5 protein-coding genes (1 of these 5 cut by a window edge) are annotated in these 21662 nt (G+C 67.5%); 3 read left to right on the forward strand and 2 right to left on the reverse strand.

Translation table 11 applies throughout. From position 1 onward, the window contains the following. Nucleotides 1–17682, reverse strand: partial view of a non-ribosomal peptide synthetase gene (locus NCO8_RS20580; protein ID WP_067641815.1) — the beginning only. It extends 26190 nt beyond the left edge of the window; only the first 17682 of its 43872 coding nucleotides appear in the window; its start codon is at nt 17680–17682; its stop codon lies off the left edge, out of view. 406 nt (nt 17683–18088) lie between these two features. Then, nucleotides 18089–18838, reverse strand: a complete 750-nt coding sequence (cobM, locus tag NCO8_RS20585) for a precorrin-4 C(11)-methyltransferase (RefSeq protein WP_067641816.1) — start codon at nt 18836–18838, stop codon at nt 18089–18091. An 830-nt stretch (nt 18839–19668) separates the two neighbouring features. Between cobM and NCO8_RS31475 the strand changes: the two genes are divergently transcribed. Genes NCO8_RS31475 through NCO8_RS20595 form a run of 3 tightly spaced genes read left to right on the forward strand, consistent with a single transcriptional unit; the run spans nt 19669 to nt 21313 of the window. Then, on the forward strand, nt 19669–20205 hold the full coding sequence (locus NCO8_RS31475) for a hypothetical protein (protein ID WP_157105020.1): 537 nt from the start codon (nt 19669–19671) through the stop codon (nt 20203–20205). Beyond that, on the forward strand, nt 20202–20528 hold the full coding sequence (locus NCO8_RS31480; RefSeq protein WP_157105021.1) for a hypothetical protein: 327 nt from the start codon (nt 20202–20204) through the stop codon (nt 20526–20528). Before NCO8_RS31475 ends, NCO8_RS31480 begins: the two co-directional genes overlap by 4 nt. Then, on the forward strand, nt 20525–21313 hold the full coding sequence (locus NCO8_RS20595) for a hypothetical protein (RefSeq protein WP_067641818.1): 789 nt from the start codon (nt 20525–20527) through the stop codon (nt 21311–21313). Before NCO8_RS31480 ends, NCO8_RS20595 begins: the two co-directional genes overlap by 4 nt. The last annotated feature ends 349 nt before the right edge of the window (nt 21314–21662 follow it).

Here is a 21662-nt window from a genome sequence, read left to right on the forward strand (position 1 = left end):
GTCTTCGGCGCCGACGCCCTGCTCGATCAGCAAGCGCGCCAAGCGGTTCGAGCGCTCGTCGAGCTCGGCGTAGGACAGAGCTGTCCCCTGGAACACGACGGCATCGCCGGTCGGGTTCGTCGCGGCGGCGTCGGCGAGCAGGCTGCGCAGGGTGCGGGCGGGCACCGGCGGTGCGCCGACACGGAACACCAGGTCGGCCCGTTCGGCGGCGTCGAGCACGTCGATCGCGCCGATGGTCACCGAGGCGTCGGCGGCCACGGCCTCGAGCACGCGTTCCCAGCGGGTCGCGATGGTGTCGACCGTCGCCTCGTCGAACAGTTCGGTGGCGTAGTTCAGCGCCAACGCCATCCCGCCGTGGCCGGGTTCGCCCAGCTCGGACAGGGTGAACTGGAGGTCGAAGCGGGCGACGCTCTCGTCGAGATCGAGCGCCGACACGGCGAGACCGGGCAGTTCCAGGGTGGTGCGGTCCAGGTTCTGGAAGGCCAGCATCACCTGGAACAGCGGGTTGCGGGCCTGCGACCGCTCGGGTGCGAGCAGTTCGACCAGGCGCTCGAACGGCACGTCGGCATTGCCGTAGGCGTCGAGGTCGGTCTTGCGGGCCTGCTCGAGCAGGTCGGTGAACGACTCACCGGGGCGCACACCGGTGCGCAGCACCAGGGTGTTGACGAACATGCCGACGAGGTCGTCGAGGGCCTGCTCGCCACGGCCGGCGATGGGGGTGCCGATGGCGATGTCGTCGGAACCGGACAGCCGGGCCAGCAGCACCGCGAGCGCGGTGTGCATGACCATGAACAGCGAGGCACCCTGCCGCCTGGCCACCTCGTCGAGGCGGGCGATCAGCTCGGGCGAGAGCTCGCGGTGCACCGACGCGCCACGCAGCGAGGCGACGGCCGGACGCGGGCGGTCGAAGGGGAGGGTCAGTTCGTCGGGGACTCCGGCGAGCTGACGCTGCCAGTAGGCCACCTGACGCGCCATCAGCGAATCGGCGTCGTCCTCGGTGCCGAGGACGGCGCGCTGCCAGACGGCGAAGTCGGCGTACTGCACCGGCAGCGGCGCCCAGCCGGGCGCGGTGCCCTGGGCACGAGCCGTGTAGGCCAGCATCACGTCGCGAGTCAGCGGCGCGATGGAGAAACCGTCGGCGGCGATGTGGTGGACCACCACGACAAGCACGTGCTCGTGCTCGTCGACGCGGAACAACCGGGCGCGCAACGGAACCTCTTCCGCCACATCGAATCCGGTGGAGACGAACTCGGTGACGGTCTCGAAGAGCTGGTCGGCGGCGACGGTGACCGGGCGCAGATCCAGCGAAATGCGTTCGGCCGCAACGACTTGCTGCACCGGGGTGCCGCCGTGCTCGGGGTAGCGGGTGCGCAGCGATTCGTGCCTGCGCACGAGGTCGGCCAGCGCCAGCGACAGCGCCTCGACGTCGAGGTCGCCGGTGAGACGGATCGCGACGGGCAGGTTGTAGGCCGAGGAGGTGGTGTCGTACTTGTTGAGGAACCACATCCGCTGCTGGGCGAACGACAGCGGGATCAGTTCGCCGTCGGTGCGTTCGCGGGCGACGAGCGCCGCGCGGGCGGTGCCGCCGGTGTGCGATTCCACCCGGGCCGCGAGGGCTTCCACGGTCGACGCCTCGAACAGGGCGCGCACGGGCACCGTCGCACCGAGCGCGGCGCCGATGCGGGCGACGACGCGGGTGGCGATCAGCGAGTTGCCGCCGAGGTCGAAGAAGTCGTCGTCGACGCCGACCCGGTCCAGGCCGAGCACGTCGGCGAACACCGCGGCCACGGTTTCCTGCACCGGGGTGACCGGGGCACGGAAGGCACGCGCCTGCACCGCCGGGGCGGGTAGGGCACGGCGGTCGAGCTTGCCGTTGACGGTGAGCGGGATCCACTCGAGCCGCACGAGCGCGGCCGGCACCATGTAGGCGGGCAGCTGCTCGGCGGCGCCGGTGCGCACGGCGTCGAGATCGGGCTCGATGTCGGCGTCGGCGACCACATAGGCGACGATGCGCTGGTCACCGGGGGTGTCCTCACGCACGATGACCGCCGCCTGGGCGATGCCGGGCTGGGCGAGCACGGCGGCTTCGATCTCACCGAGCTCGATGCGGAAACCACGCACCTTCACCTGGTCGTCGGCGCGGCCGAGGTATTCCAGTTCGCCGAATCGGTTCCAGCGCGCGAGGTCGCCGGAACGGTACAGCCGCGAACCGGCCTGGTTCGGGCCCGCAAGGGGATTGGCGACGAACCGGGTGGCGGTCAGGTCGGGCCGACCCAGGTAACCGCGCGCCAATTGCGGTCCCGCGACATACATCTCACCCGCGACACCCACCGGCACCGGGCGCAGCCGCGAGTCGAGCACGAACACGCTCAGGCCCGCGATGGCCCGGCCGACGACCGAACCGGCCGCCGCCGCGATGGTCTTCGCGTCCAGCGCACGGAACGACACGTGCACCGTGGTCTCGGTGATGCCGTACATGTTCACCAGCGTCGGCGACGAATCACCGTGGCGGGCAACCCAATCAGACAGGCGGCGCAACTCGAGCGCCTCACCGCCGAACACCACGTAGCGCAGGGCGAGCGGATCGAGGCCCGGTCCGGCGTTCCGGTCGGCCTCGGCCAGCTGGTAGAACGCCGACGGCGTCTGGTTGAGCACCGTCACCTGCTCCACCCGCAGCAGTTCCAGGAACTGCTCGGGCGAACGCGAGGTGTAGTAGTCCACGACGATCAGCGAGCCGCCGAACAGCAGCGGACCCCACAGCTCCCAGACGGAGAAGTCGAAGGCGTAGGAGTGGAACAGGGTCCACACGTCGCGCGGGCCGAAACCGAAGTCGCGATCGGTATTGGCGAACAGCCGCACCACATTCCGATGCGCGACGGCGACACCCTTGGGGCGGCCGGTCGAGCCGGAGGTGTAGATGACGTAGGCGACATTGTCGGGTGACAGCGGCGCGAGGCGATCGGCATCGGTGATGGGCGCATCGTCGGCGTCCTCCACATTGCCGGTCTCCACGGCGAACCCGTCGAGGACCACCGAGGGCAGATGCGAAGGCACCGTCACCTGGACGGTGGAGTCGAGCACGACGCTGGTCGGGCGCGAATCCTCGAGCACGTAGGCGATGCGCTCGGCCGGATACGTCGGATCGACCGGCACATAACCGGCACCGGTCTTCACCACAGCGAGCAGGGCGACGACCAGATCCAGCGAACGCGGCAGGATCACCGCGACCAGTGATTCCGGACCGGCACCGTCGTCGATCAGCCTGCGCGCCAGCACATTCGCGCGGCGGTCGAGCTCGGCGTAGGTGAGTGATTCGACGCCGAACTTGGCGGCGATCCGGTCCGGGTAGGCGGCCGCGGCCGCGTCGAACAGGTCGACCAGAGTGGTGTGCCGGTTGCCGAACAGCCCACGCCGGTAGCCGGCGGGGGTGCTGGCATCGTGCACCACCGGCAGGGCGATGGCGTCGGCGCCCGAGGACACCCAGCGCTGGGCGACATCGCGCTGTTCGGCCTCACCGAGCAGGTCGATGTCACCGACGATCACGTCCGGATTCTCGGCCACCGTGCGCAGGATGCGGACCAGGCGGTCGCCGAAGGCGGCGACGGTCTCGGCGTCGAACAGATCGGTGGCGTAGTTCCAGGACATGGCCAGCGAGCCGTCGGCGGCCTCGCCGACGGTGAGCTGCACGTCGAACTTCGCTGTGCCCGGGTCGAAGTCGACCACGTCGAGGTCGAGACCCGGGAGCGCGACGGTGCCGGTGTCGGCGGCGGTGGCCGCCTCGAAGGTGAGCGCCACCTGGAACAGCGGGTGGTGCGCCTGCGAGCGGGTGGGGCTGAGCACCTCGACGAGCCGTTCGAACGGCACGTCGGCATTGGCGAAGGCCGACAGGTCGACCTTGCGGACCTGCTCGAGCAGGTCGCCGAAGCGCCCGCCGAGGTCGACCTCGCTGCGCAGCACCAGGGTGTTGACGAACATGCCGACCAGGTCGTCGAGCGAACGCTCGCCACGGCCGGCGATCGGGGTGCCGATGGCGATGTCGGTGCTGTTGGACAGTCTCGCGGCCCAGGTGGCCAGGGCCGCGTGCATCACCATGAACAGGGTGACGCCACGGGCGCGGGCGATCTCGGTGAGCGCGCGATGCAGCTCGGCGTCGATCGAGAACCGGTACAGGTCACCGGCATTGGTCGCGATCTCGGGACGCGGCCGGTCGGCGGGCAGTTCGATCTGGTCGGGCAGGTCGCGCAGCTGCTCGGTCCAGTAGGCGAGCTGACCCGCGGCGACCGAATCGGGATCGGACTCCTCGCCGAGCACCTCACGCTGCCACAGCGTGTAGTCGGCGTACTGCACCTCGAGGGGCGCCCAGGCAGGCACCTCACCGCGGGCGCGTTCGGTGTAGGCGACCACCACGTCACGCAGCAGCGGACGCAGCGAGAAACCGTCACCGCTGATGTGGTGCATCACCAGGACGGCGACATGCGTGCGCTCATCGATCCGCAGCAGGCTCGCGCGGAACGGCACCTCGCGGGTGACATCGAACTGCACGCTCGCCAGCTCGACCACGCGGGCGACGACGTCCTCGGCGGCGACCGGCTGAGCAGGCAGCGCGAAACGGACCTCGTCGACGGGCAGGATCTGCTGGTAGCCCGCACCCTCGATCTCGGGGTAGAAGGTGCGCAGCGACTCGTGCCGGGCCATCACGTCGGCGATGGCGGATTCCAGTGCGGCCGTGTCGAGTTCACCGGTGAGCCGGACGGCGATCGGGATGTTGTTGACGGCGGTGCGGTTGTCGAAGCGGTTGAGGAACCACATGCGCTGCTGGGCCTGCGACAGCGGAACCAGCTCGGGACGCGGACGCGGTGCGAGCGGCACGCGCGAGCCCCGGCCGGACGCGGTTTCCACGCGAGCGGCCAGCGCGGCGACGGTCGGCGCCTCGAACAGCGCGCGCAGCGGCACCTGGGCGTCGAGGGCCTCCGACAGGCGCGCGGCGACCCGGGTGGCCACCAGCGAGTTGCCGCCGAGTTCGAAGAAGTCGTCGTCGAGGCCGACCTGGCCCGCGCCGAGCACCTCGGCGAAGGTGGCGGCGACGATCTGCTGCACCGGGGTGACCGGCGCCTGGAACACCCGCGCGGCGAACACGGGGGCGGGCAGCGCCTTGCGGTCGAGCTTGCCGGAAGCGTTGAGCGGGAAGGCGCTCAGCACCATGAACGCGGCGGGCACCATGTACACCGGCAGTTCGGCCGACAGGGCGGCCTTCGTCGCGTCGGTGTCGACACTCTGCCCGGTCTCCGGGATCACGTAGGCGACCAACTGGTCGCCGGTGTGCTCGTCGACGCGCACCACAACGACCGCCTGCGCGATCTGCGGCAGCGCGGTGAGCGCGGACTCGATCTCACCGAGTTCGATACGCAGACCACGCAGCTTCACCTGGAAGTCGGTGCGGCCCAGGTATTCCAGCTCGCCGTCCGGCGTCCAGGTGACGAGGTCACCGGTGCGGTACATACGCTCGCCCGGGGCGAACGGGTCGGCGACGAAGCGGTCCATCGTGAGGTCGGGGCGACCGACGTAACCGTGGGCCAGCTGCACGCCCGCCAGATACAGCTCACCCGCGACACCGACCGGAACGGGTCGCAGCCGCGAATCCAGCACGTACAGACGGGTGTTGAACACCGGGGCGCCGATCGGCACAGTATCGGTGTCGGCCTCGGTGACCTCGTGGAAGGTCACGTCGACCGCGGCCTCGGTCGGTCCGTACAGGTTGTGCAGCGCGGCACCGGTGAGTTCGCGCAGGCGCTGCGCGGTCGGCGCGGGCAGCGCCTCACCGGAAGCGAACACATTGCGCAGCGAAACACAGTCGGCGGCAAGCGGTTCGGTGACGAACACGGCCATCATCGACGGCACGAAGTGCACCGTGGTGACCTGCTCGGCCACGATCAGCCGGGCCAGGTAGGCCGGGTCGCGATGCCCGTCGGGCTTGGCGACCACCAGGCGCGCACCCACCTGCAGCGGCCAGAAGAACTCCCACACCGACACGTCGAAGGTGGCGGGCGTCTTCTGCAGCACCACGTCGTCGGCGGCCAGCCCGTAGGCGGCGTGCATCCACACCAGGCGGTTGACGATGGCCGCGTGGCTGACCGCGACGCCCTTGGGGCGCCCGGTGGAGCCGGAGGTGAAGATGACGTAGGCGGTGTTGCCGGAGCGCAGCGGGCGATGCCGGTCGGCGTCGGTGACCGGCTCGGCCGAGTGGCCGGACAGGTCGAGCTGGTCGATGCGCACCTCGCGACCGGCGGCCGCGGGCAGGCTCTCCCCCGACGTCAGCACGCACACCGGCTGCGCGGTGTCGAGGATGTGCTCGATGCGCTCGGCCGGATGATCGGGATCCAGCGGCACATACGCGCCACCGGCGGCCGACACCGCGTACATACCGACCAGCAGGTCGATCGAACGCCGCATGCCGAGGGCCACATACGATTCCGGGCCGACACCGGCGTCCTTGAGCCAGCGGGCGAGCTTGCGCACGCGGACCGCGAACTCGGCGTAGGACAGACTTGTCCCCTCGAACGTGAGAGCTGTCGCGTCGGGCGTGCGCGCGACCTGCGCCTCGAACAGCGCGTTGAGGGTGGCCGGGTCGTCGTCGCTCGGGGTGCTCAGTGCCGCGTCGACCGCGAACTCGGTGTCGTTCCAGCGGTCGAGCACCAGGGCGCGCTCGGCATTGTCGAGCAGTTCGATGTCGCCGACGGGGGCGGTCGGGTCGGCCACGATCGCACCGAGCACACGCAGCAGGCGGGCGCCGAAGGTGGCGGCGAACGCGGCGTCGAAGAGGTCGGTGGCGTAGACGAGTTCGGCGTCGAGGTGGCTGTCGTCGTCGGCCGGGACCTCGCTCAGCGCGAGCTGCAGGTCGAACTTGGCGGTGTGCTGGTCGATGCCCAGCTCCGACACGGTCAGACCGGGCAGTTCCAGGGTGGTGCGGCCCAGGTTCTGGAACGACAGCATCACCTGGAACAGCGGGTGCCGCGACTGCGAACGGGCCGGGTTGAGCACCTCGACGAGGCGCTCGAACGGCACGTCGGCGTGGGCGAAGGCGGCCAGATCGTTCTCGCGCACCTGGCCGAGCAGTTCGGTGAAGGTGACGCCGGGGTCGACCTCGGCACGCAGCACCAGGGTGTTGACGAACATGCCGACCAGGTCGTCGAGTGCCTGCTGGCCACGACCGGCGACCGGGGTGCCGATGGCGATGTCGGAGGTGCCCGACAGGCGCGCGAGCAGCACGGCGAAGGCGCTGTGCACGACCATGAACAGGGTGGTGCTGTGCTCGTGGGCCACGCGGTTGAGGGCGTCGACGAGTTCGCCCGGCACCTCGAAGCGGTGCGTGCCCGCCTGGTAGCTGGCCTGCGCGGGCCGCGACTTGTGGCCCAGGCGCAGCTCGTCGGGCAGGTCGGCCAGCGCGGTGCGCCAGTGGTCGAGCTGCTCGGAGATCAGCGAGGTGGGGTCGTTCTCGTCGCCGAGGACCTCACGCTGCCACAGCGCGTAGTCCACGTACTGCACGGCGAGCGGCGGCCAGCCGGGCTCGGCGTTGGCGGTGCGGGCGACGTAGGCGGTCATCAGGTCGCGCACCAGCGGGCGCAGCGAGAAACCGTCGGAGGCGATGTGGTGGACCACCATCACCAGCACGTGCTCGCGTTCGCTCAGCTCGTAGACCCGAAGGCGCACCGGCGGATTCGCGGTGACGTCGAAACCGCGACGGGCGAACTCGTAGAGCGAGGTCGCCATGTCGGTCTCGTCGGCCTCGACCAGTTCCACGTCCGGAATGGCGGCCGCGGCGGCGAGCACCTTCTGGTAGGCGGTGCCGTCGTGGGACGGGAAGACCGTGCGCAGCGACTCGTGGCGGGCGATCACGTCGGCGACGGCCCCGCGCAGGGCGGGGAAGTCGAGCAGGCCCTGCAGGCGCACCGCGACCGGGATGTTGTAGGTGCCGGTGTCCTCGGCGTCGAAGCGGTTGAGGAACCACATGCGCTGCTGTGCCAGCGACAGCGGCGGGTACTCCGGACGCGGACGCGCGGTGAGCTCGGCGCGCAGACCGCTGCCCGCGTGCGATTCCACCCGCGCGGCGAGCGCGCCGACGGTCGGCGCCTCGAACAGGGTGCGCACGCCGACCTCGGCGTCGAGCGCCTTGCTCAGGCGGGCCGCCACCTGGGTGGCGACCAGCGAGTTGCCGCCGAGGGCGAAGAAATCGTCGTCCACGCCCACGCGCTCGGCACCGAGCAGGTCGGCGAAGATCTCGGCGACGATCTCCTCGATCGGCGTCGAGGGCGCGCGGAACACCTTGGCCTCGAACACCGGGGCGGGCAGCGCCTTGCGATCGAGCTTGCCGGAGGCGTTGAGCGGGAACGCCTCGAGCACGACGAGCGCCGAGGGCACCATGTAGGCGGGCAGCTCGGCGGCGAGCCCGGCCTTGACGGCGGCCACATCGAGAGCCGAGCCCGGTTCGGGCACAACGTAACCCACGAGCTGATCGCCCGCGTGCGCGTCGGCACGGACAACGACGACCGACTGCGCGACACCGGGCTGGGCCAGCAGCGTCGCCTCGATTTCACCGAGCTCGATGCGCAGACCGCGCAGCTTCACCTGGAAGTCGGTGCGGCCCAGGTAGTTCAGTTCACCGTCGCGGGTCCAGGTGACCAGGTCGCCGGTGCGGTACATGCGCGAACCGGCGGGGCCGTAGGGGTTGGCGACGAAGCGGTCGGCGGTGAGGTCGGCCCGGTTGAGGTAGCCGACGGCGAGCTGATCGCCCGCCAGATACAGCTCACCCGCGACACCGGAGGCGACGGGGTGCAGGCGCGAATCCAGCACGAACACCTTGGTGTTCCACACCGGACGGCCGATCGGCACCGACTCCACGTCGGCGTCGACGACCTCGTGATAGGTCACGTCGACGGCGGCCTCGGTGGGGCCGTACAGGTTGTGCAGGCGGGCACCGGTCAGCTCACGCAGGCGCTGCGCGGTCGGCGCGGGCAGCGCCTCACCGGAGGCGAACACCTGACGCATGCGCACCGCGTCGCCGTTGCCGTTGTTGCCGAGGGTCGACACGAACACCGACAGCATCGACGGCACGAAATGCGCTGTGGTGATGGACTGTTCGGCGATGATCTGCGCCAGGTACACCGGGTCGCGGTGACCGTCGGGCTTGGCGACCACCAGGCGCGCACCGGTCTGCAGCGGCCAGAAGAACTCCCACACCGACACGTCGAAGGTGGCCGGGGTCTTCTGCAGCACCGCGTCGGTGGCGTCGATCGGGTACTCGTGCTGCATCCACAGCAGCCGGTTCACGATCGCGGCGTGGTCGACGGCGACACCCTTGGGGCGGCCGGTCGAACCGGAGGTGAAGATGACGTAGGCGGTGTTGCTGTCGCGCAGCGGACGCACCCGCTCGGCGTCGGTGATCGGGGCGCCGCTGAAATCGGCGGGCGCCTCGATGTTCTCGACGGCGTGCACGGTGACGCCCTCGGCCTCGAAACCGTCGCGACGGCTGGTGAGCACCAGCTGCGGCTCTGCGGTCTCGATGATGTGGCCGATGCGGTCGGCGGGCTGATCGGGGTCGAGGGGCACGTAGGCCGCACCCGTCTGCAGCACCGCGTACATCGCGACGACGAGTTCGGTGGAACGCCGGATGGCAAGGGCCACATGCGAACCCGGGCCGACACCGTCGGCGATCAGCCTGCGGGCGATGCGGTTGGCGCGCTCCTGCAGCTCGCGGTAGGTGAGCTGTTCGGCTTCGAAGACCAGCGCGACCGCGTCGGGGGTGCGCTCCACCTGGGCGTCGAACAGCGAGACCAGAGTGGCGTGCGGCACCGCGTGCGCGGTGTCGTTCCAGTCGACCAGGACCTGTGCGTGCTCCTCGGGTGCGAGCAGGTCGATGTCGCCGACCGGCACCTCGGGGTCGGCGACGATCGCGGCGAAGATGTTGTCGAGGCGGCGGGCGAACGCGGCGACCGTCGATTCCTCGAAAAGATCGAGCGCGTAGGAGAACTCGGCCGACATGCCGCCGACCTCGCCGTCGGTGTCCTGCACCTCGGTCAGCGTCAGCTGCAGGTCGAACTTGGCCAGCTGGGCGTCGTAGTCGATACCGCTCACCGACAGGCCGGGCAGTTGCAGCGAGGCCTGCTTGGTGTTCTGGAACGACAGCATCACCTGGAACAGCGGGTGCCGCGCCTGCGAACGAGCGGGGTTGAGCACCTCGACGAGCCGCTCGAACGGCACGTCGGCGTGGGCGAAGGCCTGCAGGTCGGTCTCGCGGGCCTGGTCGAGCAGGGTCGCGAAGGCGGTGGCGCCGTCCACCTCGGTGCGCAGCACCAGGGTGTTGACGAACATGCCGACGAGATCGTCGAGCGCCTGGTCGCCACGACCGGCCACCGGGGTGCCGATGGCGATGTCGGACGATCCGCTCGAGCGCGCGAGCAGCACCGCGAGGGCGCTGTGCATCACCATGAACAGCGAGGCGTTGTAGCGGCGGCCCAACTCCATCAGGGCACGCTGGGTTTCGCCCGCGATCACGAAGCTGTAGGTGCCGCCGCGGTAGCTGGCGGCGGGCGGACGCGGGTGATCGGCGGGGAGCACCAGCTCGTCGGGCAGATCGGCGAGTTCGCGCTTCCAGTAGTTGATCTCGGAGGAGATCAGCGAGGTCGGGTCGTCCTCGGAGCCCAGCACCTCGCGCTGCCAGAGCGCGTAATCGGCGTACTGGACCGGCAATTCGGCCCAGGTCGGCGCCTCCCAGGAGGTGCGCGCGGCGTAGGCCATGATGACGTCGCGCGAGAGCGGCGCCATCGACCAGCCGTCGGCGGAGATGTGGTGCACCACCATGCCGAGCACGTACTCGGAGTCCGAGATCTCGAAAAGCCGTGCGTGCAGAGGTACTTCGCTGGTCACGTCGAAGGCCATCGAGGCCAGGTCGATCAGGTGATCGATGAGGTTTTCCTCGGTGACCCGGTACGGGGTGAGGTCGGGCACGATCTGGGCGGCGTCGAGCACCACCTGCACCGGGCCGTTGCCGGAGTCGGGGAAGACGGTGCGCAACGACTCGTGCCGGTCGATGACATCGATGACGGCCACCTGCAGGGCGGCCACGTCGAGGTCACCGGACAGGCGGATGGCCACCGGGATGTTGTTGACCGCCGAGGCGGTGTCGAAGCGGTTGAGGAACCACATGCGCTGCTGAGCCAGCGACAGCGGCACCTGCTCGGGCCGCTCGCGCGCCACCAGGGCCTTGTGGGCGCCGTCGCCCGCCTGCGATTCCACGCGCGCGGCCAGGGCGGCCACGGTGGACGCCTCGAACAGCATCCGCACCGGAACGCGGGTATCGAGGGCGATGCCGACGCGCGAGACCACCTGGGTGGCGATCAGCGAGTTGCCGCCGAGTTCGAAGAAGTCGTCGTCGACGCCGATGCGCGGCAGATCGAGCACGTCGGCGAAGACCTGCGCGATGATTTGCTCGATCGGCGTTGTCGGCGCACGGAATTCGCGCACCTCGAACACCGGGGCGGGCAGGGCGCGGCGGTCCAGCTTGCCGTTGACGGTCAGCGGGATGGCGTCGAGCTGCACGAACGCCGAAGGCACCATGTAGGCCGGGAGCTGGTCGGCGGCGAACTGGCGAACCTCGTCGAGGTCGAGCTTGTGCGATTCGGCGACGACGTAGGCGACGATGCGCTGGCCGCCGGGCTGGTCCTCGCGCACGATGACCGCGGCCTGCGCGATCTCCGAGTGCGACAGCACAGCGGCTTCGATCTCACCGAGTTCGATGCGGAAACCACGCACCTTCACCTGGTCGTCGGCGCGGCCGAGGTATTCGAGCTCGCCGAAACGGTTCCAGCGCGCGAGGTCGCCGGAACGGTAGAGGCGTTCGCCGTCGCCCATCGGGCTCGCGACGAAGCGGGTGGCGGTCAGGTCCGGGCGGCCGAGGTAGCCACGCGCCAATTGCGGTCCGGCAACATACATTTCACCCGCGACACCCACCGGAACCGGACGCAGACGCGAGTCGAGCACATACACGCTCAGACCGGCGATGGCGCGGCCGACGATGGAACCCGAAGCGGCGGCGATGGTTTCGGCATCGAGCGCGCGGTACGACACGTGCACCGTGGTCTCGGTGATGCCGTACATGTTCACCAGCGTCGGCGACGAATCACCGTGGCGGGCAACCCAATCCGACAGGCGACGCAGCTCGAGCGCCTCACCGCCGAACACCACGTAGCGCAGGCTCAGCGGCTCGACGCCGGGACCGGCATTGCGGTCGGCCTCGGCCAGCTGATAGAAGGCCGAGGGCGTCTGGTTGAGCACCGTCACGCGCTCGGTGCGCAGCAGATCGAGGAACTGCTCCGGCGAACGCGAGGTGAAGTAGTCGACGACCACCACGGTGCCGCCGAACAGCAGCGGGCCCCACAGCTCCCAGACGGAGAAGTCGAAGGCGTAGGAGTGGAACAGCGTCCATACATCGTCGGGGCCGAAACCGAAATCACGATCGGTGTTCGCGAACAGCCGCACCACATTCCGGTGCGCGACGGCGACGCCCTTGGGGCGGCCGGTCGAGCCGGAGGTGTAGATGACGTAGGCGACATTGTCCGGCGACAGCGGTGCGCGGCGGTCGGCGTCGGTGATCGGCGCGCCGTCGGCGTGGTCGAGTTCACCGAGCACCAGTACGGGCAGGTCGTCGGACAGCTCGACCTCGGAGTCGGCGTCGATGACAACGCTCGTCGGACGCGAGTCCTCGAGCACGTAGGCGATGCGCTCGGCCGGATACGTCGGGTCGACCGGTACATAACCGGCACCCGTCTTCACCACCGCCAGTAGCGCGACGACCAGATCCAGCGATCGCGGCAGGATCACCGCGACCAGGGACTCCGGGCCCGCGCCGTCGGCGATCAGCTTGCGCGCCAACGCATTCGCGCGCTGGTCCAGCTCGGCGTAGGTGAGCGACTCGTTGCCATAGCGGGCCGCGACATTGTCCGGATGCGCCGCAACGGCGGATTCGAACAGGTCGACCAGGGTGATCTCCCGGTCGGCGAACCGACCGGTGCCGCCGTCGGGGGCGAAACTGACCCACTCGCGCGAGACATCGAGACGTTCCTGCTCACCGAGCAGATCGATGTCACCGACGGCCACCGACGGGTCGACGGTGATCGCGCGCAGGATCGACAGCAGCCGGTCGATGAACGACTGCACGGTCTCGGCGTCGAACAGGTCGGTCGCGAACTGCGCGACCGCCGCGAGACCCTGCGGGGCACCACCGCTGCTGTGCTGTTCGGTGATGGTCCACTGCAGGTCGAACTTGGCGATCGCGACCTCGAGCTCGTCGGCGCTGACCGTGAGACCGGGCAGCTCCAGCTCGCCGTGCGCCATCTCCTGGAACGACAGCATCACCTGGAACAGCGGGTGGCGCGCCTGGGAGCGGGTCGGGTTGAGCACGTCGACGAGACGCTCGAACGGCACGTCGGCATTGCCGAACGAGGCCAGGTCGGTGTCGCGGGTACGGGCCAGGAAATCGGCGAACGACAGGCCGGGGTCAACGTCGGAGCGCAACACCAGGGTGTTGACGAACATGCCGATCAGGTCGTCGAGCGCCTGCTCACCACGACCGGCGATGGGGGTGCCCACCGCGATGTCGCGGGTGTTGGACAGTCGCGACAGCAGCACCGCGAGCGCGGCGTGCAGCACCATGAACAGCGTGACGCCCTTGGCGCGGGCCAGGGCGATCAGGTCCGCGTGCAGGTCGGGGTCGATGTCGAAGGCCAGCTGCGCGCCGCGGAAACTCTGCTGCTGCGGGCGGGTCCGGTCGGCGGGCAGGTCGAGCTGGTCGGGCAGGCCGTCCAGCGCCCGGCGCCAGTAGTCGATCTGGCGGGCCGCGATGGACTCCGGATCGGACTCCGAACCGAGCAGGTCGCGCTGCCACAGTGTGTAGTCGCGGTACTGCACCGGCAGCGGTTCCCACGCCGGGGCCAGCCCCGCCGCGCGGGCGAGGTAGGCGGTGGCGACATCGCGGGCCAGCGGGCCGAAGGAGAAACCGTCGGCGGCGATGTGATGGACGACGAAGGCGACCGCGTATTCCGGTGTGCCATTGGTGCTTCCGCCGGTGACCCGGTAGATCCGCACCCGGATCGGCAGTTCGAGGGTGACGTCGAAACCCCTCGAAGCGAAGTCGACCAGCTCGGCGGGCAGCTCGGCCTGATCGATCGAGGACACGGTGATGCCGAGGTCGAACTCGTCGGCACCCAGCACCCGCTGGAAGCCGCCGTCGGCATCGGGGAAGATCGTGCGCAGCGACTCCTGGCGCACCACAACGTCATTGAGCGCTGCGATGAGCGCGTCGACCTCGACACGGCCCTTCATCTGCACCACGAAGGGCAGGTTGTAGGTGGGCGCGGCAGGGTCGAACTGGTTGATGAACCACATCCGCTGCTGAGCAAGCGACAGCGGCACCCGATCCGGATGCTCCTGGGCGACCAGCGGCGGACGAGACGAGATCTCGGCGGGCGCAACGGCTTCCGCACGCGCGGCCAAGCCGGCGACGGTCGGCGTCTCGAACAGGGCGCGCACGCCGAGCTGGATGCCGAACGCGGCGCCGATGCGGGCCACGACCTGGGTGGCGACCAGCGAGTTGCCGCCGAGTTCGAAGAAGTTGTCGTCGGCGCCGACCCGTTCCTGGCTCAGCACATCGGCGAAGATGCCCGCGACGATCTGCTCGGCGGCGGTACGCGGAGCACGGAAATCGCCCGCGGCGGCGGTGAACACCGGCTCGGGCAGGGCCTTGCGGTCGAGCTTGCCGCTGGTGTTGAGCGGGAACGCGTCGAGCACCATGATCGACGCGGGCACCATGTAGCTCGGCAGCTTCTCGGCGACGAACCTGGTCAGCGTCGCCGGGTCGGCGGACTGGCCGGGCGCGGGCACCACGTAGGCCACCAGCTGCTGACCGGTCGCGGTGTCGACCACGAGCACCGCCGCCTGGCTGACGCTCGGGTGCGCGAGCAGGTCGGTCTCGATCTCGCCGAGTTCGATGCGCTGACCACGGAACTTCACCTGGAAGTCGGTGCGGCCGATGTACTCGAGGACGCCGTCGCTGTTCCAGCGCACCAGGTCACCGGTGCGGTACATGCGCTCGCCGGGGCCACCGACGGGGTTGGCGACAAAGCGGTCCGAGGTCAGGTCGGGGCGGCCGCGGTAGCAGCGGGCCAGCTGACGACCGGCCAGATACAGCTCACCCGGTGCACCGATCGCGGCCGGGCGCAGCCGCGAATCCAGAACGTAGACTTCGACATTCCATTCGGGGATACCGATCGGCACCGTGACGGTGTCGGCTTCGGTTGCCTCCCAATAGGTTACGGAGACCGCGGCCTCGGTGGGGCCGTACAGGTTGTGCAGTCCGGCGCTGGAAATGGCGCGCAGACCGGCGGCGGTCTCCGGCGGCAGCGCCTCACCGATCACGAAAACCGCACGCAGCGAAGCACATTGGGCGGCGGTGGCGTGCGAGACGAAGACGGTGAGCATGGACGGCACGAAATCCGTCACGGTGACGCCGTGGCGTTCGATCATGTCCGCGACATACAGCGGGTCGCGGTGCCCGTCGGGCGAGGCGATGACCAGCTTCGCGCCGACCATCAGCGGCAGGAAGTAGCCCCACAGCGACACGTCGAAGGTGGTCGCGGTCTTCTGCAGGTACACGTCGTCGGCGGTCAACCGGTACTCGTCGAGCATCCACAGCTCTTGGTTGACGATCGCGTGGTGGGTGACCGCGACGCCCTTGGGGCGGCCGGTGGAACCGGAGGTGTAGATGACGTAGGCGGTGTTGTCCGGGCGCAGCGGGGCGAGCCGGTCGGCATCGGACACAGGTGTGGCGTCGAAACCGGTGGTGTCGAGTCGATCGATCTCCACCCGGGCGACATCGGCGGGCAGGTCGAGCTCGTCACGGCTGGTGGTGAGCACGCAGACCGGTGCCGCGGATTCGAGGATGTAGGCGGTGCGGTCGGCCGGGTGATCCGGGTCGATCGGCACGTAGGCGCCACCGGCGCGCAGCACGGCGTGCATGCCGATCACCAGCTCCAGCGAGCGGCGCATGCCGAGGGCGACGAGGGATTCCGGGCCGACACCGTCGGCGATCAGGAAACGCGCGAGCCGGTTCACCCGGTCGGCGAACTCGGCGTAGGTGAGCGTTTCACCCTCGAAATCCAGGGCGATGTTGTCGGGGGTGCGCGCGGCCTGGGCGTCGAGCAGGGCGGGCAGCGTGGTCGCGGGGACCTCGTGCGCGGAATCGTTCCACTCGGTGAGCGAGCGTTCCAGTTCCTCGGCGCCGGTGACGGGCAGCGCCCACACGGGCAGTTCGGCGTCGGCGGCGAGGAAGCGGTCGAAGAACTCGAGGAAACGGGCGTGGTGAGTACGCGCTTCCTCGGCCGAATACAGGTTCGGGTTGGTCTCGAAGTCGATGTGGGAGCGGGTGCCGCCGTGCGACTGGTAGAAGTTGACGCCCATGTCTTCGATGGACCCGGTGGACAGCACGTTGAGCGTGCCCTCCATGTCACCGAAGCGCAGCTGGTTGTCGAACAGCATGATGTTGACCCACGGGCCGAAGAACTCCGTGGAGACCATGCCATCGCCCGCCGAATCGCGGCGGATGTCCTCGTGCCGGTAGCGCTGGTGACGCAGCGCGCCCGACACCTCGGTGGTGACCGAACGCAGCAGCTGGGCGACCGTGGTGTCGTGTCCGACGCGCAGGCGCAGCGGCACGATATTGGAAGTCGCGCCACCGGAGCGGCGCATGGTCGCGGTGGTGCGGGCGGTGACCGGCAGGCTGAGGATGACGTCCTCGGTGCCGGTGATCTGGGCCAGGTAGGCGGCGAAGCCGGCGATCAGCAACGGGGCGGCGGTGCTGTCGTGGCGGGTGATCGCGGCGGCGAGCAGGTCGTCCTGGTCCGGCGACAGCGCGGCGCTCGTGATGTCGTTGACCGGCGACGGCGGCGCCGACCGACCGGTGAGGCTGCTGCCCTCCTCCAGGCCCGCGACACGCTGGGCCCAGTGCTCCTTGTCGGACTGGAATCGGGTGCTGTCGCGGTAGGCGATCTCGGACTCGTAGAGCGAGCGCAGATCGGCGGCCTTGTTCGGCGGGGCCGGGATGCCGGTGACCTCGGCGGTATAGAGCTGCGCCGTGCGGTTGACGAAGTTGTTGGCGCCGAAACCGTCCAGCACGATGTGGTGGACGCGGGCGTACCAGTACCAGCGCTCGTCCTCGAGCTGCAGCGCGGCGGCCTGCACCAGGCGGTCGGCGACGATGTCGAGCGGGCGGCTGTACTCGGCGCGCATCCACTCGGCGGCGGCGGCCTCCGGGTCGGCCTCGCCACGCAGATCGACATAGATCAGCGTCGCGTCCTGGGTGGGGTCGATGGTCTGCATCGGCTCGCCGTCGATCTCGACGATGCGCAGCCAGCCCGATTCGAGGTCGGTGGCGGCACCGGCGCTCGCCCGCTCGAGCGCGGCCACATCGAGGCGGCCACGCAGGTCGACGTACTGGGCGATATTGATCGGCACCAGCGGGTCGACGTGCTGCGCGTACCAGATACCCAGCTGTGCGGGCGAGAGCGGGAAGTACTCCGAAGAGCCTCCACGTCCGTCACCAGTTTCGCCGTTTCCGCCGAAATCCAGCCGGTCCAACCCAAACCTCGCTTCCGGAACACCCGTTCCAGGCGCTCCCCGACGACACCGGAACGCAGACGCCCAGCCAGATCCAGCGGTGGCGCCTGCGTCTCGGGTTCAATTCTCGAAATCAATCAGGCAAAAAATGTCCATAGGCACTATCTGTCGGCTCAGCCGATCTCGTTACATGGCCGAGACCATGCTTCGGACCGTCCGGCCGACCGCGCCGGTGTGCTCGTCGCAAACCATCGCACCAATCTACCGGTGCCGCTGCCCCGCAACCAACCACCTCCATAGCTGGCGGGCATCGACCCAGGTAGATCCGTCGCACCCGGTTTGCTGACTGTTCCGCGCACCTCACATCCCGACTCTCGCGGTCGTGCGCGCGAGCGATTGAGTGATGGGTCACATGCCCGGGCGCGGATCACTCCCCGCGCTGACGGGCCGGGTCGTAGAGGTGTGACTGGGCGCAGGTGGCGGGGATGTTCATCGCACGGCCGACGAGGATGACGGCCGCTTGGCGCAGACCCGCCGATTCGACCTGGGCGGCGATGTCGGCGAGGGTGCCGCGCAGGACCACTTGTTCGGGCTGACTGGCTCGGTAGACGACGGCGACCGGGCAGGTGGGGCCGTATTCCTCGGCCAGTTCGTCGGCGAGGGTTGCGATCCTCGTGATGGCCAGGTGCAGAACGAGGGTGGCGCCGGTGGCGGCGAAGTTCGCCAGGGCCTCGCCCTCTGGCATCTTCGTCGAGCGGGCCTGGGTGCGGGTCAGGACCACCGACTGCACCACCTCGGGGATCGTGAGTTCGGTGCCGAGGACGGCCGCGGCCGCCGCGTAGGCGGGGACGCCGGGGGTGATGTCCCAGGGAACGCCGTGTGCGTCGAGGCGGCGGGTTTGTTCGGTGAGTGCCGAATAGATGGACGGGTCGCCCGAGCACAGACGGGCGACGTCTTTACCCGCCTCATGCGCCCGCACGAGGTGGGCGGTGATCTGGTCCAGGTCAAGGCGCTGGGTGTCGATCAGTTGCGTGCCGGGCGCGCAGTGGGCCAGTACCTCGGGGTCGAGGTAGGTGCCCGCGTACAGGCAGACCGGGCTGTCGCGCAGCAAAGTCACAGCGCGCACCGTGAGCAGGTCCGCCGCCCCGGGGCCCGCCCCGATGAAATGCACAGTCATGGCGAGAAGTCTAGGGAGCGGGCTCGGCAGCATTCGGGCGGTGCCCACCGTCGGCGGCACTCGGTTCGGCGGCGAATACTCGCGTTTGGCGATGTCCTGTCTACGTGGTGAACAGTCCCCACCTCGAGACAAGCAACTAGTCCCGCTGCCCCGACTTCGCAGTGAGCTACCGCCAGTCTATGCGCCCTATCCGGCCAACGGGCCATAGGGCGAGGCCACGGACTCAGCATGGTTCCGCGGTGCGTCCACGTCCTGAGGGGCGGAGGCTCGGCTCAGTCAGAATCGAAAGACTCCATCCGATCAAGTGGTTCACACCCAGGCTGTTGCCACTCACCTAGCCGCATTGGTAGATTCACGCGGACTCGACGGGCTAGGAAAACAGGGGGACGGCAATTGGGGGCTCTGCAAATTCATCGGCGTAGGAGTTGTCACCGCTCTTGGCGCAACCTTGAGCCGTCTGCGTACGAATCGGGATACGAGATAGCTCCAGCATTCTCCAGGGTACCATCGCCATTCCATCACAGGGTACCGCCCCACATCGAGCTTGGCGAAATATTCGATTCCGCGACCGGTCTGAGTCCATACGAATCCGCATCTACTCCCCGACTCCCTATTACGATCCACTGCACAGATGTTAGGCAGCCGTAAACGAATGGAGATTCATGTCAAATCCTGGATTCTTCAACCACTACGATGATCCAGACGATGAGTACTGGGATGACCCGCCCTCAACACACGGATACGACATTACGCCACCCTCGGACACGTTGATCTCCACGCCAGAGTCTGCGCGCAGGAGCGTTACGGCGTCGCCTAATTCACTGGTCCAAGTGAACCTCGGTGACGATCGGCTGCCTACATCAGTCACGCTACACAAACAACTAGCACGCGTGGCAGAACCTTCCGAGTATGGGAAGTTGATTATCGATGCATACAATCACTCATTGTATGCAAAGGATTTGGAAAAGGCAGAAAATGGTCAATCGATAAGAACAATGCCAAAACTTCGAGAAATCACTGCCGCGCTACTTCAAACACGAAGATATACTGATTATATCGAATTGTACAATGACTTCCTGGGAAGTCGAGAACATACAGTCGGCGGCCCTGGGCAAACCCGCTGGGGTGAACCGTCAGTCGTTATCAGGGCATCGACAGCGCGGCTATTCGATGTCCGGATCGATCCGGAGTGGGCGTCGCGAAATTCGATGCTGACAATCGCTGATGATATCATCGCCTGCTGCAATACGATTCGAGCGCGTCAACCGACGATTGTCCATGACCAATACCTGAGCCAAGAAACTGACGACGAAGTGATATCCAGGCTGATAAAGCACTGTCAACAGCTCTTGAGGAATGAAATATGAGCAAACTGTCTGTAAGCACAACAAAATTAAATAATGCTAGCAGGGCGTGGAAACTCGACGTTGCCGGGGAGCTCGGGTTCGCAGCTAACCATATCGAGTCGTTGAAGCACTCAATGCTGCAGTTTGGACTCTACGCCGGGGCCTGGCAATCCTACACCCAGGCTGCTACGTATATACAGGCTCGCTTGCGCGAGGGAGTGACCGAAACGACCGCAGTCGGCGACGCGTTGTTCAAGGTAGCCGAAGAATTCGGCGCAGAGGATCAAGATACGATGAAAAAAATCGAAACTGTATCGACTGGATTGGACCTTCCCCCACAATGACTGAGCCCATAGTTACCAGCAAGGACGAGCTAACGCTCATAACGTCAGAATTTGAAAAGCAAGTGGAAAAATGGAAGGCCGCCCCGGATAAGATCAATGAAACGGTCGACGACCTGAAATGGTATAACCCTAGCATGTGGGCGGCGATTACCAGTACTCGCGATTCCATTCAGGATCAACTCGTAATCCTGTTGGACAAACTCAATGAAGCAGGCGAAGGCATCGGCGCGCCATTTCTGTTCATCGATCTTGCACATTCATGGACAATCGCCGGAAATATCGTCGGCAAGGCAACTAATTACACCAAGGACCCCGAGATCAGCCTTGACGGCAGCTGGGAAGGCAGCGCCTACGACGCATTCAAAGCTGTGCGCGAGAGCCAGCAGACCGCCATGGCGAGCACAAAAGAGATGTGTCAAAAGGTTCACACCGAATTGCTTACTTTAGCGGCCGAAGGGCGGGTGTTCTATAAATCTATTGTCGACGGCACTGCCCCGCTATTGACGGAGTATGGCGAGGGCTTGACCGAAACAGCCACCGGGGTTGGCGCCTTATGGGGTATAAATAAAATAAATGACGCCGTTGTCAACACCGTAGGCTTGGTTACCAGAACGATCACCGGATTCATTGAACTCCAGTCGAAGGTCGTAATCTCGTCGAACGAGCTAAGAGGCTTAACACAGCACCCAGCCGGATTTGTAACAAAAAACGGCCTCGATCATTGGCCTGGCGCCGTTACCGACGGCTATGATCAAGAGCGAGACGGATGGGAGGCCCGTACGTGAGACGGCGCCGCGTCAGCCAGAAAGCCGGAATTCTCCTTGGCCTAACCTTGGCAGCGCAAAATTTCCTAATAGGTTGCGCAGATGGTACTCAAAAATCTGCACGCTGCAGTACCGCAGCAGTGCACCTAGAGAAAAAGACAGAGGAACAAGGTATCCGCGCCGCCATCGAAAAGGACAATTCCTTACCGGATGGCCATTGCTTATACAGTGTCACGGTAAATATTGATAGCCGAACAGGCGAGATGGGTGCAAACATCTACCTGTCAATTGCAAACTCACAGGGGCGGCTCGATAATCTCCGTCCTGCAGCGACCAAAATAGCACACTCCATCAAGGCCACCGAACTAGG

This window comes from Nocardia coubleae NBRC 108252, from assembly GCF_001612805.1.
Taxonomy (GTDB): domain Bacteria; phylum Actinomycetota; class Actinomycetes; order Mycobacteriales; family Mycobacteriaceae; genus Nocardia; species Nocardia coubleae.